Annotated in this window: 10 protein-coding genes; 6 read left to right on the forward strand and 4 right to left on the reverse strand. The window is 67.7% G+C overall.

The window, feature by feature from the left end:
* Positions 1-175: 175 nt before the first annotated feature.
* The 3 genes from HC251_RS14140 to HC251_RS14150 all read left to right on the forward strand — a co-directional run bounded on the left by HC251_RS14140 (position 176) and on the right by HC251_RS14150 (position 4,831).
* Positions 176-1,603, forward strand: coding sequence for a DUF4214 domain-containing protein (locus HC251_RS14140; RefSeq protein ID WP_219941246.1), 1,428 nt, complete (start codon positions 176-178; stop codon positions 1,601-1,603).
* A 33-nt stretch (positions 1,604-1,636) separates the two neighbouring features.
* Positions 1,637-2,977, forward strand: coding sequence for an IS256 family transposase (locus HC251_RS14145; RefSeq protein ID WP_219941247.1), 1,341 nt, complete (start codon positions 1,637-1,639; stop codon positions 2,975-2,977).
* 87 nt (positions 2,978-3,064) lie between these two features.
* Positions 3,065-4,831, forward strand: coding sequence for a putative Ig domain-containing protein (locus HC251_RS14150; protein WP_219941248.1), 1,767 nt, complete (start codon positions 3,065-3,067; stop codon positions 4,829-4,831).
* Positions 4,832-5,861: 1,030 nt separating this feature from the next.
* On the opposite strand, the gene HC251_RS14155 is transcribed toward HC251_RS14150, so the two are convergent.
* Positions 5,862-6,635: a hypothetical protein gene (locus HC251_RS14155; protein WP_219941249.1), complete on the reverse strand. Its 774-nt coding sequence runs from the start codon at positions 6,633-6,635 to the stop codon at positions 5,862-5,864.
* Positions 6,636-6,809: 174 nt separating this feature from the next.
* Positions 6,810-7,355, reverse strand: coding sequence for a DUF2510 domain-containing protein (locus HC251_RS14160; protein WP_219941250.1), 546 nt, complete (start codon positions 7,353-7,355; stop codon positions 6,810-6,812).
* 888 nt (positions 7,356-8,243) lie between these two features.
* On the opposite strand from HC251_RS14160, the gene HC251_RS14165 reads away from it, so the two are divergent.
* From HC251_RS14165 to HC251_RS14175, 3 genes are all read left to right on the forward strand, one after another.
* Positions 8,244-9,521, forward strand: a complete 1,278-nt coding sequence (locus tag HC251_RS14165) for an ISL3 family transposase (protein ID WP_219941251.1) — start codon at positions 8,244-8,246, stop codon at positions 9,519-9,521.
* 529 nt (positions 9,522-10,050) lie between these two features.
* Positions 10,051-10,689: a hypothetical protein gene (locus HC251_RS14170; protein WP_219941252.1), complete on the forward strand. Its 639-nt coding sequence runs from the start codon at positions 10,051-10,053 to the stop codon at positions 10,687-10,689.
* Positions 10,690-10,779: 90 nt separating this feature from the next.
* Positions 10,780-11,127 (forward strand): zinc ribbon domain-containing protein, encoded by a 348-nt coding sequence (locus tag HC251_RS14175; protein ID WP_219941253.1) that lies wholly within the window; start codon positions 10,780-10,782, stop codon positions 11,125-11,127.
* A gap of 17 nt (positions 11,128-11,144) precedes the next feature.
* Here HC251_RS14175 and HC251_RS14180 read toward each other — a convergent pair whose 3' ends face one another.
* The gene (locus HC251_RS14180) at positions 11,145-13,427 is read right to left on the reverse strand and encodes a DUF4214 domain-containing protein (RefSeq protein ID WP_219941254.1); all 2,283 of its coding nucleotides are present in this window, start codon (positions 13,425-13,427) and stop codon (positions 11,145-11,147) included.
* Positions 13,428-13,824: 397 nt separating this feature from the next.
* Positions 13,825-15,138: a hypothetical protein gene (locus tag HC251_RS14185; protein WP_219941255.1), complete on the reverse strand. Its 1,314-nt coding sequence runs from the start codon at positions 15,136-15,138 to the stop codon at positions 13,825-13,827.
* Positions 15,139-15,210 lie beyond the last annotated feature (72 nt).

Raw genomic sequence — 15,210 nt, forward strand, 5'->3', positions numbered from 1 at the left:
ACTGTTGTGTTGTCGGCCGGGGCGGCCATGGGTGCCGAGTTCGTAGTGGCCGCGTCGGTTGTCGTGTAGGTTTGCGCCGGGATCTTGGGGGGTGTTGATGCGCCGGTTGTGCGTTGTTGTGGCCGTTGCGGTGTTGGTGGCGGGTGTTGGTGTGGTTGGAGTGGGTGGGCCGGGTGTGGGTGCGCAGGAGGCGTCGGGGTCGTCGTTGGTGGAGGTGGCGTCGATCCCTCGGGGGCCGGGCCGGTTTGTCGATGCGGCGTACCGGGATCTGTTGGGTCGCTCCTCGGAGCCGGCGGGCCGGGAGTTCTGGGTGGGCCGGTTGGCGTCGGGGGTGACGCGCACGTGGGTCACCTTCCAGATGGCGCACGGCTCAGAGTGGACGCGGCGGGTGGTGCGGCAGAAGTTCGTCGAGGTGGTCGGCCGCGAGCCGTCCTCGGCGGAGCTGGCGGCGTGGTTGGACCCGTTGCGGCAGCGTCGGACGCGGGTGGCGGACCTGGTGGCGTTCCTGTATGGGTCCTCGACGTTCTATGCCCAGGTAGGTGGGAGTGGGGGGGCGTGGGTGGACGCGGCGTTCCAGCGGCTGCTGTTCCGAGCGCCCACCGCCACGGAACGCACGGCGGCGTTGGGTCGCATCGCCGGGGGGAATCGGCGCGCTGAGGCGTTGCGGATGGTGTTGTCGGTGGAAGCCAACGGGTACCGGGTCGATGACCTTTACCGGTTGTTGTTGGGCCGGGCGGCAGAGCCGGGCGGCAGGGAGTTCTGGGCGGGCAGGTTGGTCAACGGTGACGACCTGCGGTTGGCGGCGCAGCTGGCCGGCAGCAACGAGTACGAGGCCACGTCGCAGACGCGGATCGTCGAGGGGACCATCGAAAAGCCCGCCACCACCGCCATTGCGGCCCCCGGCCAGGTGAGGGACCTGGTCGACGGGGACCCGGCCGATCCGCCGGTGGTCGGCGACACCGCCATTGCAGTCCTCGACGCTGCGGCGGTGGCTCCGGGGGCGACACATGTGTCGATCCCCGTCTCTCCGGAGAGCCCGGACGGGTTCATGGGGGCGGTGACGTCTCGGGTGGTGTCGGGGGCGTCGGTGACGGTGGGGTTGCGGCGCACCCCGTTGGAGGAGGTGTTCCCGTCAGCGGACTTCTCTGGGACGATCGACCTGCCCCAGCCCGTCGATGGCGGCACCGTCGCGGCGAGCAGCACCGGTGATAGCCCGCGTCCCATGCGGTCGGCGTGCAGTGGGTCGGGGAACTCGTTCAAGTTCAACGCCAAAGCCGGTGTCCGTGTCGAAGTGGTGGGCAAGTGGAGCCCCGCCGGTGAGAAGAAGCTGCGCTTCGTGGCCACGGGCAGCATCGGCGGCAGCGTCGACATCTTGTTGGGGGCCAGTTTCTCCTGCGAGCTGCCGGCCCGGGGATGGACGATCCCTTTCGCCATCGGTCCCGTCCCGTTCACCGCTGATGTCAAGCCGTTGTTGCGCATCGACGGTGAGATCGGCGCCCGCATCACCGGATCCATCTCCTACGGGTGCACCGTCGGCGCCGAGTGGCGCAACGGCCAGGTCCAGAATCTGACCGGGTGCGGGCCTGTCAGATGGTCTGTGTAGGAGCTCCTCTTCCATGAGGTAGTGAACGTGTCCATGACCGATGACGAGGTCGAGCGGTCGGCTGAGCGGGCTGCTGTGCAGCAGCTCGTCGATGCCGGACTGCTCGACGATCTGATGTCCCGGGTTGATGCCGGGGAGGTGCAGCTGACCGGCGAGGGCGGCTTCTTGCCCGAGATGATCAAGGCCGTCCTCGAACGGGGTCTGGCCGCTGAGCTGACCGGCCATCTCGGCTACGAGCGGGGCGACCCGGCCGGACGGGGGTCGGGGAACTCGCGCAACGGCTCCACGCCGAAGACGGTGGCGACCGAGGTCGGCGATGTCGATCTGGCCACGCCCCGGGACCGGCTCGGGACCTTCGAACCCCGGCTGGTCCCGAAGGGCGCCCGGCGGACCGGGGGCCTCGACGAGATGATCATCTCGCTCTACGCCGGCGGCATGACCATCCGCGACATCGGCGCTCACCTGGCCCGGACGCTGGGCACCGAGCTGAGCCACGAGACGATCTCGAAGATCACCGACGCCGTGCTCGAGGAGGTCAAGGCCTGGCAGAGCAGGCCGCTCGAGGAGCTCTACCCGGTGATCTACCTCGACGCTCTGGTGGTCAAGGTCCGAGACGGCCATCAGGTCCGCAACAAGGCCGCCCACATCGCCGTCGGCGTCGATCTCGACGGCATCAAGCACGTGCTGGGGATCTGGGTCCAGGCCAACGAAGGGGCCAAGTTCTGGGCGGCGGTCTGCGCCGAGCTGGCCAACAGGGGCGTCCGAGACGTCCTCATCGTCTGCTGCGACGGGCTCACCGGGTTCCCCGAGGCCATCGAGGCGACCTGGCCCCAGGCCACCGTGCAGACCTGCGTCGTGCACCTCATCCGGGCCTCGATGCGCTTCGTGTCCTACAAGGACCGCCGAGCCGTCGCCGCTGCGCTCAAGCTCGTCTACACCGCCCCCAACGCCGAGGTCGCCGAGGCCGCCTTGCTCGAGTTCGCCGAGTCAGACCTCGGTCAGCGCTACCCGGCCACGGTCTCGACCTGGACCGCCGCGTGGGAGCGGTTCATCCCGTTCCTCGAGTTCCCGCCGGCGCTGCGCAAGGTGATCTACACGACCAACACGATCGAGTCGCTGAACTACCAGCTCCGCAAGATCATCAAGAACCGCGGTCACTTCCCCAACGACGACGCCGTCGTGAAGCTCCTCTGGCTCGCCATCCGAGACATCGAAGACAAGCGGGCCCGCCAACGCGCCGCCGAAGCCGGCAAGGCCCGCAACAAGCGCACCGCCCCCGGCCACCTGGTCGAAGGCGCCGCCACCCACGGATGGCGACCCGCCCTCGGCGCCCTCACCATCGCCTACCCCGACCGCCTCGCCGGCCGGATCTGACCCCCCAACCACGAGCTGCTTACACAGAAGTCTTGACAGGCCCCCGGGTGCCGCCGCGAGACCGCCACCTCGACCTTCACTCCCGCCTTGGCCCAAGGCAAGCTCACCGCCACCTTGGGCGTCGAGATGTCGGTCAAGGTCGCCGGCGTCCTCGGCTTCGCCCTGGACGCCGGGGCCGTCGTCACCGGCACCGTCGCGCCCCTGGCCACCCCCTGGTGGACCGTCACCGGGGCCGCCACCGCCGGGTTCAGCCTCGTCGCCGACGTCTGGCTGCTCTCGGTCCGCATCGAGCTGGCCCGCTACAGATGCTGCAACTTCACCATCGCCACCGCCCAATCAGGACCCCCGCCCGCGCCGCTGCTGGCCATCAACACCTCCACCCTTCCCCCCGGGACCGTCGGCTCCCCCTACACCGCGACGGCCACCGCCACCGGCGGCATCACCCCCTACCGCTGGACCGTCACCGGCCTCCCCGCCCCACTCACCATCAACTCCGCCACCGGAGCCATCACCGGCACCCCCACCACCCCGACCACTGCGACGGTCACTATCCGCGTCACCGACGCCGCCGGCACCACCACCACCCGCACCGCCACCCTCACCATCACCACCACCCCCCCACCCGGCACTGACTTTGCGACCACCCGGGTCTCGGTCGCCTCCAACGGCACCCAAGCCAATAATGGCTCCTACGGGCCGGTGATCAGCGACGACGGCCGCTACATCACCTACTCCTCCCTAGCGTCGAACCTCGTCACCGGCGACACCAACGGTTCCTACGACATCTTTGTGTTCGACCGGACCACATCAGCGACCACCCGGGTCTCGGTTGCCTCCAACGGCACCCAAGCCAACAGCGATTCCTACGAGCCGGTGATCAGCGACGACGGCCGCTACATCACCTACTGGTCCCTAGCGTCGAACCTCGTCACCGGCGACACCAACGGTGTCTACGACATCTTCGTGTTCGACCGGACCACATCAGCGACCACCCGGGTCTCGGTTGCCTCCAACGGCACCCAAGCCAACGGCGAGTCCACGCATCCGACGGTCAGCAGCGACGGCCGCTACATCACCTACACCTCCTCTGCGTCGAACCTTGTCACCGGCGACACCAACGGCTTCTACGACGCCTTTGTGTTCGACCGGACCACATCAGCGACCACCCGGGTCTCGGTTGCCTCCAACGGCACCCAAGCCAACAGCGACTCCCTCCCGCCGGCGATCAGCGGCGACGGCCGCCACATCACCTACACCTCCTCTGCGTCGAACCTTGTCACCGGCGACACCAACGGTGTCTACGACATCTTCGTGTTCGACCGGACCACATCAGCGACCACCCGGGTCTCGGTTGCCTCCAACGGCACCCAAGCCAACGACGAGTCCTCCGTCCAGGCGATCAGCAGAGATGGCCGCTACATCACCTACAACTCCTTTGCGTCGAACCTTGTCACCGGCGACACCAACAACACCTCCGACATCTTCGTGTTCGACCGGACAACATCAGCGACCACCCGGGTCTCGGTCGCCTCCGACGGCACCCAAGCCAACAGCGATTCCCAGCGCCCAGCGATCAGCAGAGACGGCCGCTACATCACCTACACCTCCTCTGCGTCGAACCTCATCCCCGGCGACACCAACAACATCTACGACACCTTTGTGTTCGACCGGACCACATCAGCGACCACCCGGGTCTCGGTCGCCTCCGACGGCACCCAAGCCAACAGCAACTCCTCCCGCCCGGCGATCAGCGGCGACGGCCGCTACATCACCTACGGCTCGGCGGCGTCGAACCTTGTCACCGGCGATACCAACGGCCAGCCCGACATCTTTGTGTTCGAGAGTTCGGGCTGACTAGCCCATACGAGCTGCTGAACCGCCCTGAGGGTTCGTCGGAGGCTCCTGACCTTGAAAAACGTGGATGGAGTCATGCCACACGAGCGTACGGTCGGGCGTGTTGCCGACGCGTCGGGAGTCGCCGGAGGAGAAAGCTCAAGCCGTGCGGTCGGTGCTTCAGATGCGACCGAGCTGGGGATGGCGCACGCCTGCATTCAGTGGGTCGCGACGCGCGACAGTTCGGGGCGAGGTCGAGTGATCGCACAAGGTAGAGCTTTCCCTCGCCGGTGGGGTGCTCGGTGATGTCGGTGACCCACAGCCCGTTCGCCGGTGATAGGGCATCAGCGAGCCCGGTCGTTGATCACCTACGGGCCCACGACCCCCCGGGGGGTTTCCCGTAACGGCCTTGCACCCGGTCGCAGCCCTCGCCCAGGCGGCGCATCCACGGATCCGAACGCGAAGGTTCCGAGTCCGCGATGGGTCAGGCGGGACCGGGATCTGGGCCTTACGTCAGAAGGACAGGCGGCATGGCCGAGTCAGCCGACAGACTCTCGTCGACCAATCGGGAGCCGGTCGGCTGCCTCGATGCTTGTTGCATGACAACAGGGTCCGTGTCGATGTGCGACGACTCGTTCGAGGGCTGCCGACAGAACCATGCGAACCCTTGCCCTGCAACCCGCAGGGGCTGGCGGTGACTGCCCGTTCCCAATGAGACGGCGCGATCTTCCCACCGCAGCCGCCTCGGACCCGCCCGGCGGGCCGGGCTCTTTGACGTTCAGGATCGCACCTACGACGGCGCCCCGTCAGGTGCGCCATCGTCCCGAGCGTGGGAGTGGACGGTCGACGACTACAGGGAGCAGATCAGCCCACTCCCCCACGTGCGCCCGCCCCACATGCGCCTGGGCACCAACCTCGCACCGGCCCAGATCGCGCCGCCCGGGCGTCTGAACTGACGCTCACCGCCGGCCTGCGAAGGGATTAAGTCACCATCGCGCAGATGGCAACCCGCCCTCGACGGGAACAAGCAACCGTAGGCTGCGATACAGACTCAGGGCGTTTGCGGACCGCTCGCTGGAGCCGAATCATCAGATGGCACCGGGCTCTGCTGCGGCGGTCGCCGAGTCCCCTCTGCACCGGCGTCGGCAGTTTCCACGGCTTCGGTCTCTCCGGACCCCGTGACCGACATCTCGCCCGGCAATGGGAAGTGGCGCTCAAGGGCAAGACGGGTTGCGGTCTCCACCTCGGGGGGCAACTCGTCACCGGTAACGACTGCCGAAGCGAGAAGGCGCCGCTGTTCGGTCAACCAGTCCTCGGCCGCGAGAACCACGAGAACGCGCTCCTCGTACTCGGCGATGCTCATACGAGCCCGGTCCGAAGAAGGCGGCGTCCTCTTCTCGGCGGAGGCACTCGGTTGGGAGACGGCAAGCTCAATCACCTGCTCGGCATCAGCAGACGCACTAGCGGCCTTGCGGCGGCGCCAGCGGCGTCGATGACCCCACGCTTCGCGCAGCTTCGTACCCACCCACGGGAACACAACGGCGACGAGATACTGGCCGATCGCCTCTCCGAGCTCCTCGACCTGGCGGCGCTGTTCTGGTGTCAGCTCGTCGCGGCCCTCGTCGTAACCGTATGGCCCCGGGTCATAGCTGCGGGCGCGCTGGGAGTCATCGAAACCTGCTGCTCGCGATTCGGGGGGGCCAAGGAGCTTGTTGGATCCGTCCTCGCGCAGGAGGTCGCGCTCGACGCCAGGCGTCTCCGACGACTTCGACAGGTGCGTACCTCGCGGCACTCGGACAAACCGCAGCTCCCACTCGTCGTCCATGCGTCCATCCTCTCACGCCCTCAGGCTCCGAGATCAGTGCCAGGTACCGGCGCGTGCAGGTGAGCTCCAGACGGCCGCTGGGGGCCACTCCGTAGCTTGGTCAGTGGCCCGGGGTGGCGTCAGATGGCCGGTTGCGGCGCCCTACTGGTCCAGTTGTGGTCCCGAATGACTCGCTCAGGCGGTTGGGATGCCACCAGTCGTGCCGTGGGGGCTCTGGTCAGTCCACTGCATGCCGTTCCAGTACCGCATGGTCGCCGGCGACGCCGGGTCGGGGTAGTAGCCAGGCGCTGCGATTGGCGGTGCGGCAACCACTGGGCCGTGCCCGGCCGAACCCATCAGCGAGGACGCCCTCTCCGACCAGTAGCGATGCGGAAGGCTGGCGAGCCGCCAGGCAACTATGAACACGAACATCGTGCCGTAGAGCGGAACGAAGATGAACAGGCTATCGCGCTTGCGATAGGCGATCTTCGGCAAGACCAGCATCAGTCCGCCCAGAAGGAGGCCGATGGTCACGAGTTGGCCGACTCCGGCGGCGGTCGCTACGGCAGCGTCGTAGCCTTCATGATCCACGACGAAGTGGTAGTCGGCGTTGCACGGCGTCAAGACGCAGGTGACGTAGTCGTCGGGATCCGGCGCCAGCGCACCAGCAATGCCCGCCGTCAAGCCGAAGGTCACGACGCCCGACACCGCCAGGATCGCAAGGAACTTCGCCACCCTCATCCCGGACCATCGGTCACTGCTCCGGACATGTGAGGGAGGCAGTCTTGTTTGAACTCTGCCAGCCGAGACATGGGTGGTGGTCTGGTTGGCGTGGTGGTGGTTGGCTGGTTGGTTCGAGCCCGACGGGCCTGGCGGAAGGCTCAACACCCCCGCCGGACGATCACAGCAAGTGGGCCACCGTCACCGTGAGGGCGTGCCACTAGGGCGCCGCCCGTGGCGCTTCCGCCCTCTCCCAGCGAGGGGACCCAGACTGTCGGGCTTGACATTCATGGCAATTCTCCCTCGAGCTCAGGTGGCGGACTTCAGTGGTTCGCAGTGCTTGAAGGTTCTTTGACTGCCCGGCCCCAGTAGGAAACGGTCCATCACCCGATCGCCCGCACACCGGGCGAGGCGTCCAGGATCGTGCCTTTTCCTGTGTCTGACCCTTGGCACGTACTGGGATCGCTGGCAGGAACGGGCCAGTCAGTGCCGTTGTCGGGGTTCGTGCCACGGGTGCCACACAGGAGTTGGCCCGAACCCATTGGCACGGAAGGCGGTTCTGTCTCCAGGCTCGACGGACCTGCGGGTCCGCACCGGAGCACCCCCTGACCTGCGGCGTCACGTCCCGGCAGATCAGCTGATCTTGGTCGTCCGGTTGCCTGGTGGGGCGCCTGTGGGGCTGGTTTGCGGCCTCCAACAACGCTCGCTACGGACTCATCGGAGCCCGACGCTTGCAGTCGGCGCTAGTGCGTGCCGGGGCCGGCTCAACCTTTGTCGGCGCTTCGGATCTGCGGGGGGTGTAGGCGGTTGATCTGAGGGTCCGCGGGCGCGGCACAGGGGCTCAACCAGGATCGGGGTTGCGAAGCCAACCGAGCCTGGAGAGCCCCTGTGGAGACTGACGCTACGCGCATGTGCGCCCTTGTGGTGGGCTTGCCCGCCATCCGCGTGCTGGGCGTCGAGGACGACCCGGGCGAGCCGTTGCGGGTCCACGTCGAGACCACCGCGACCGTGGTCGGCTGCACGGCGTGTGGCACTCGGGCGTGGCTCAAGGACCAGCGGCCGGTGGCCCTGGTGGACCTGGCTGCGTTCGGCCGCCCCGCGGTGCTGGTGTGGCACAAGCGCCGGTGGCGTTGCCCGGAACCGGCCTGCGGGACCGCCACGTTCACCGAGACCCAGCCGGCCATCGCCGCGCCCCGAGCGGGGGTGACGGACCGGGCCGGTCGGTGGATGACCCGCCAAGTCGGCCAGGGCCAGCCGGTCTCTGCGGTCGCCGGGGAGCTGGGCTGTGACTGGCACACCGTCATGGACGCAGTCGTCGCCTACGGCACCCCGCTCATCGAGGACCCCGACCGCATCGAGCAGGTGAGCGCGCTCGGCCTGGACGAGACGCTCTTCGTCCGCACCGGCACGTGGCGGCGCCGGTCCTGGGTGACCTCCATCGTCGATGTCACCCAGCCTGCGCAGCTCCTCGATGTCGTCGAGGGCCGCACCGCCAAGGCCCCGTCGGCGTGGCTCGAGGCCCGACCTGCCGCCTGGCGGGTGGACATCGCGTGGGCGGCGTTGGACCTGTCGGGTCCGTACCGCAAGACGTTCAACGACACGCTCCCCGACGCCGTGCAGGTCGCGGACCCGTTCCACGTCATCAAGCTGGCCAACACCCGCCTCGACGACGTCCGCCGCCGGGTCCAACAAGAGACCCTCGGCCACCGCGGCCACCGAGACGACCCGCTCTACCGATCGAGGCGCCTGCTCACCAAGGCTCACGAGCGTCTCGACGACCAAGGCGAGGCGAAGCTGCTCAGCTTCCTCGACGCCGGCGACCCCCACGGCGAGGTCCGGATGGCCTGGCACGCCAAGGAGACCCTCCGGGGTCTGTTCGACCAGCCCGCCGAGGCCGCGGCGGGCTACCTGGCCGAGCTCATCGAGAGCCTCCTCGACCGCTCCATGCCCAGAGAGCTCCAGCAGCTCGGCCGGACGCTGCGGCGCTGGTCCGACGAGATCGTCGCCTGGCACCAAGCGCAGGTGACCAACGGGCCCACCGAGGCCATGAACAGCCTCATCAAGCGGATCAAGCGCGTCGGGTTCGGGTTCCGCCGGTTCCGGAACTACCGCCTACGCGTCCTGCTCTACGCCGGCCGCCCCAACTGGGACCAGCTCGCCACGATCACCCCCGCTCCACCCCCGTGAAATCCGAAGCGCCCCTTTGTCTGAGGCGAATTCTCGATGTCCCTCCATGGAGGGAGCAACTTTGCTACTTCCTCTTGGGTGTCACGGAGGACCTCGACTGCTGCCTTCGACCGGTCGTTACCCGCCACGCCAAGCTTACGCTCGAACTGCCACATCCCGTGGCTGACCTCGTGGGCGAGGAGTTGCAACGACCACGCCATTGGATCGGGTGCTGTCTGCTGCCAGGACAAGTTGGCCTGCACCCAAGAAATGACAGACACGCGACCACGCAGGCGACGATCCGGCTCCTCGCCACGGCTTCGCCGGGCTGAAGCTCTAGGTTTCAGCCCATGCATCGGGTAACGCTGGTGGTTCCGAAGCTCGATGGGCTGCGAAAGGCCTTCCGGGCGACCGCTGGTCGGGTGCTCGCGCCGAAGTCCGCGCCTCGGTCAATGCTGCATCGAGTTGGAGTTGCGGACGTGCGCATCGGCCGGCGGGACAAGCAAGGACGTCCGGTCGTGACGATGCGGACCTTCGAGCAGTCGGCGAGGTGGTGCAGAGAGTGTTGCAGGCCAGTCACGACTTCGCTCTGGCCTCTCTCACTGTCGGTCCCGGTTTCGTCGACCAGTGCGAGCATCAGTCGGGCTCCGGGTACGAGCCGACCTGCGACGTGGGCGACGACCTTGTGCGGAAGCGCCGCGAGCGCCTTCGGGTCTGGGTCAAGCATCGGCGTCGGACGCAGACGGGCGCTGTCGAAGACGAACACGTGGGGTGCGCCATCGTCGGCGACCTGCCCGAGCCCGAGGTCATTAGCAGCGTGGCCATGCGGTACTGGGTGTTCTCGTATGCCGCGCAGCAGCGCGCTAAGACGCTCGGGGACGTGCGAGACGAGAAGCTGTTGGGCGGTGCGCTGGAAGCGGGCGCGGCCCGCCTTCGTCGCTTCTACGAGGGCTTGAGCGATCGGCTGCGGCAGCCGAGCGACCCGGACGGAGAGCCCGAGGACGCGCTCGATCCCGAAGCCCTGGACATCGTGGATCGGCTGCACGACCACCTGGCACGTCGCCTCGGATGGCTTGTAGCCGGGCCGGGCGAACGGCTCCTCGATCCCTACGAGGACATGGCCCACGTCGCCGCGTTCTATGAATCTGACGAGCCAGAGGACCGAGGTGATCCCGAAGCCGATCGGTGACCCTGAGGACACGGGTTCGGTTTCGCACTCGGCACGTAGTTCGGCGTCCGCACGCGGTAAGCCTTCGCGACGAGTGTGGACCTGTGTGAGATGGCGACACAGGTCCCCGGGTGGGACACGTGCGGGCTCTGTGGCAGTCCCATGCACTCACGCGGTCGCCGGGACAAGCCCCGCTATGTCTGCCCGCCGCCACGGGGTTGCGGGAAGGTCAGCATCGACCGACCCGCCCTCGACGACTGGGCAGCTGACGCCGAGCTGATCACGGCGCTGGACGGCCACAGCGAAGCCCTCGACGAGCTGAACCGCAGCTACTTCGACACCGCCGAGCTCACCTACTTCGAATGGACCTGCACCCGGGACGCCCTTCTCCTCGCGACCGAGCAGATCACATCCGATGCGCCGGAATTGCTCCCATCGGGGTTTCCGCCTGGGCGATGAGCATGAGGCGCGGCGAGTCAGAGACCGCTAACGCGTACGGGTGTGAACCTCGGAGTGTGACTGCCATCTCCAAGCTGGCCGCTGAAATTGAACCCCCAGCACCAGACGGAGGCGTCAGTGAGGCGTGCGCACGTGTGAGACCCGTGCGCGTCGGTGCTGGTCGCGCTGGCAAGGCCGGTGACGGTCGTCGGTGTTCGCCGAAAATCGGTGGTGCCGTCGCCGAGCTCCGCCGACGAGTTGGCCCCCCAGCACGCGATATTGCTACCGGCAACTAAGGCGCACGTGTGGCCGTAGCCCCCGGTGATGCTGGTGGCAGCCGGGAGACCGGCGACGGCCACTGGCGTCAATCGGCGCTCGAGGGTGCCGTCGCCGAGCTGCGCCGCGGAGTTGTCCCCCCAGCAGGCGGCAGCGCCACCGCCGATAAGAGCACAACTGTGAGAGTCTCCGGCGGCGATGTCGGTAGCGCCCGTGAGCGCGGCGACGGGCACCGGACTCAACCGAGGCTCGGTCGTGCCGTCGCCGAGTTGGCCGAACGAGTTGTCGCCCCAGCACTTCGCGGTGCCGTCGAGAAGGACGGCACATGTATGGCTCAGCTCGGCCGTGATGTCGGTGGCTCCGACCAGACCAGGGACCGCCCAAGCAACCCAACGGCCGCGAGTGGTCCCATCCCCAAGTTGTCCCGCCCAATTGTCCCCCCAGCAGGCGACGGAACTGTCGGAGCGGATCGCGCAGTCGTGATACTGGCCGGCGACAATGCTTGTGGCGTCGGTGAGACCGGGGACCGTTTCCGGCGCTAGGCGCTTCGTGGGGGAGCCGTCTCCGAACAGGCGTTGGTAGTCGGCGCCCCAGCACTTGCCAGTGCCGTCGATGAGCACGGCACAGGTATGGTTTCCACCGGCGGCGATGTGCGTGACACCGGCGAGACCAGCGACGGGGACCGGAGTGGTCGAGTTGGTGGTGGTCCCGTTGCCCAGTTGGCCAAACTCATTGTCTCCCCAACACTTGACGGTGCCCCCCGCAAGAAGCGCACACGAATGGTTGTGGCCGGCGGCGACTCCTAGGCCCGCGACCGTGATTGACAGCGTTCGTGTCGTTGACCGGCCGGCGCTGTCGACAACTCGGACGCTAAAGGCAGAACTGCCGATCGCACCGGAAGTTCCACTGATCACGCCGGCACTTGACAACGACATCCCCGTCGGCAGCGACCCCGAAGCGATCGACCAGTTCCGAGCGCCCTGACCGCCCTGGGCTGTGAGGGTCGTCGCCGGGTATGCGGATCCTGGCGTCGCAGTCGGCAACGAGGCCGTGGTCACCCACGGCGGGGCGATCACCCGCACCCGGGCCGCGAACCCGCTAGAGCCGAGCAGGAAGGTGGCCACCTCTTCGCGAGGCCGCTGTTCCCAAGTCGTGGTCTCGGACTCGGTGGGGACCCTCCGTAGTAGCCCGGTAAACAGATCGACCGCAGCGACCAAACCCTCGGTCTTGCCCTTGTACTCCCTCGACTCCGAGAAGCCGACCATCGCCTTCCCGCGGGTCCGCCGGCCGGAGTCCAGTTCGGAGATCCAGAACGAGCGCCCCGACGGCTCCCCGGGACGGCCCAGGATGTTCTGGTAGATCAGATCGACGAACTGCGCGTTCGAGAGCGTCCCGTAGCGCAGCCGGAATTCGTTCGAACGGGCAAAGTACTCGCTGATCCAGAACAGCGACCGCCGGTTGCGAATCTGAGTGGCCCAGTAGTTCAGGCCCGAGAGGTCCGGCAGGCGCAGGAAGTACGCCTGGTATAGCCGGATCGCCGGCGGCTGGGCCTGCCAGTAAGCGAACTGCTCGGCCGCATCAACTGCCGCAACCGGGCTCAGCCGCCCGTCAGTCAACCGAGCCACCCAATCAGCCCGCTCCGCCCCCGACGGCGCCCGGCCGGCGAAGTCGGCGTAGAGCCGATCAACGAGACCGCCCATCGACGCGAACGGCAGCGTGACGGGCGCCGACGGGGCCGAAGCACGCCCGACGCCGTCTGCGTTACGCGCCGCCACGCGCACCCGGTAGATCACCGTCCCTGCCTCCAGCCCGGTGACCTCGGCCTGCGCGACTCCGGCCGCCACGTCGAAGGTCTCCTGCGGAAGCGCATTCCCCGAGGGGTCTGACCGCTCGACAATCAACCGGTAACCGGTCGCACCGGCACCCCCAGCGCATTGCGGCACCGTGACGACCAGCCGATCCCGGGCCGACCCCACCACCGCCGGAGCGGACGGCACACAGGTCGGCGCCGCCTGCGCCACAATCGCACTGGAGTCGATCGCCATCGCCGCCCCCGACGGCATCAGGAATGATGCTGCGATCGCAGCGACCAACGCAGCCGCAAGAGGTCGAGCAACTCGACACGTGCCCGGACCCTTTGCCGCGACCCGAAGCGCGCCTATCAAGGCAGTCACCGCCGTGACCACCGACGCGACGCCGATGGCAAGTGCACCCCTCTGGCCCCTCATCCCCATCCCCAAGTCTTTTCTTCCCGCCCGGCGAAACCTACCACCAATTCTGACCGGGGCCTCGCCTGGCATCTCCGAACGTGCGGCCTGACGGGGGGACCAACACCCGCAGCACCCTTGCTTTGGTGCGAGCCGACCCTGGTGAAGCTGCGTGCGGCCGGAGGCGATCGGCGCCGAGATCTCCGGCGAGGTTTCGGGTCCCTGTTCGACGTCGTCAGCCCGCGCCGTCCGACGCCCCGTCGTCCGCCTTCTCGGGCCTGACGCCAGCGTCGTCGGTCTTGGGGACAGCGATGGCGCGGCTTAGATCCAGCTCGATCTCGTCATCGCCCTCGACCGTGTAAACGCCCTCGCACTCCTTCGGCGCGACGACGCTGATGGCGTAGTCGTCACCGGCGCCGGGCCGGTCTCCGAAGTACGCCACCTCGAGCTCTTGGTCGACACATTCCTCGTCGAGCTCTTCCGCCGTGACCATGCCGTCACCCACCTCGATGGATCCGAAGCGAACGGTGGAGGCCAGCAAGTTGTCGGGAGCTCCCTTGATCCCGGCCAGGTACAAGAGTGTCCCGACGAGGGTCGCGACCGAGCCGAGCAACAGGGTCGAACGCGCGGCCCGGAAGGTGCCTCGCATCTGGGCCACCCCGGACTCGTCGAGCACAACCGACCGGTGCAGCATGTGGCGGCCGAGCGGGATGTCTTTCTCCTCGAGCGCCCTGAGCGCGTCGCGCAGCGCGTTCCGAGCGTCGTCCTCGTCTTGCCGAGCGGCAATCGCTCCTCGCGACGCCGCCTCGATGGCGGTGTCGATCGCCTTGGCCGCCTCATCAGACAGTGAGGTGGCGGCCGAACGGGTAGTGACTAGCGCGCTGATCTGGTTCTCCGCCGTTGATCGCCTCGACGTCGCATCGTCGAGCGTGCGGCGAGCGTCCACCACGCAGCCGACGAACTCGTTGCGGCCTTTCTCGAGTGCGGCAATCTCCTTGATGAGTTCGCTGACGGACTCCACCTCGGGGCCGAGGTGTGCACTCGCCTCCGTCCCGGTGAGCATCTTCTTCAAATGGCGCATAGCGCGCCCGCGCCCAATCCGACTCCGGAACCAGCCCAGGGGCCCGTTTAGCCGGTCAAAGTCCGCCTCAAGTTCGCCGAGGCTGGCGTCTTCGGGTTCGAACACCAGAGTGGCCGCGCGGAGCATGAATGTCAGGCCCGTCCCGGCGACGGCGAGGCCAACCCAGCGCCGATCGGCTAAGGGGTCGCCTTTGGTGAACGCCACCGAGCCGAAGAGGGCCAGACCGATCGCGCCCACCGCGCCGATGAGCCACCGCATGGCGTTGCGATACCGTTCGACGGCCCCCATTGCCGACATCGCGGACGACGAGACGTCGGCGGCGCCGATCGCGCCGTAGACCTCGTCGACCGGCGCGGTCACCTTCGGCTCCTCGACCGGCGTCGGCTCGGGCGCCAGCACCTCAAGGATCTTCTTCAGACCCTCGGCAGCTGCTTTGGTGGCGTCGTCCGCTTCTGTAGCGTCGGCCATCACGCCCTCCCACTGCCTGGTCCGCGACCACCGGATCGCAGAGCCGGCAACCTACGTCATGTCTGCCTCGTC

The sequence above is a fragment of the Iamia sp. SCSIO 61187 genome (assembly GCF_019443745.1).
Classification (GTDB): domain Bacteria; phylum Actinomycetota; class Acidimicrobiia; order Acidimicrobiales; family Iamiaceae; genus Iamia.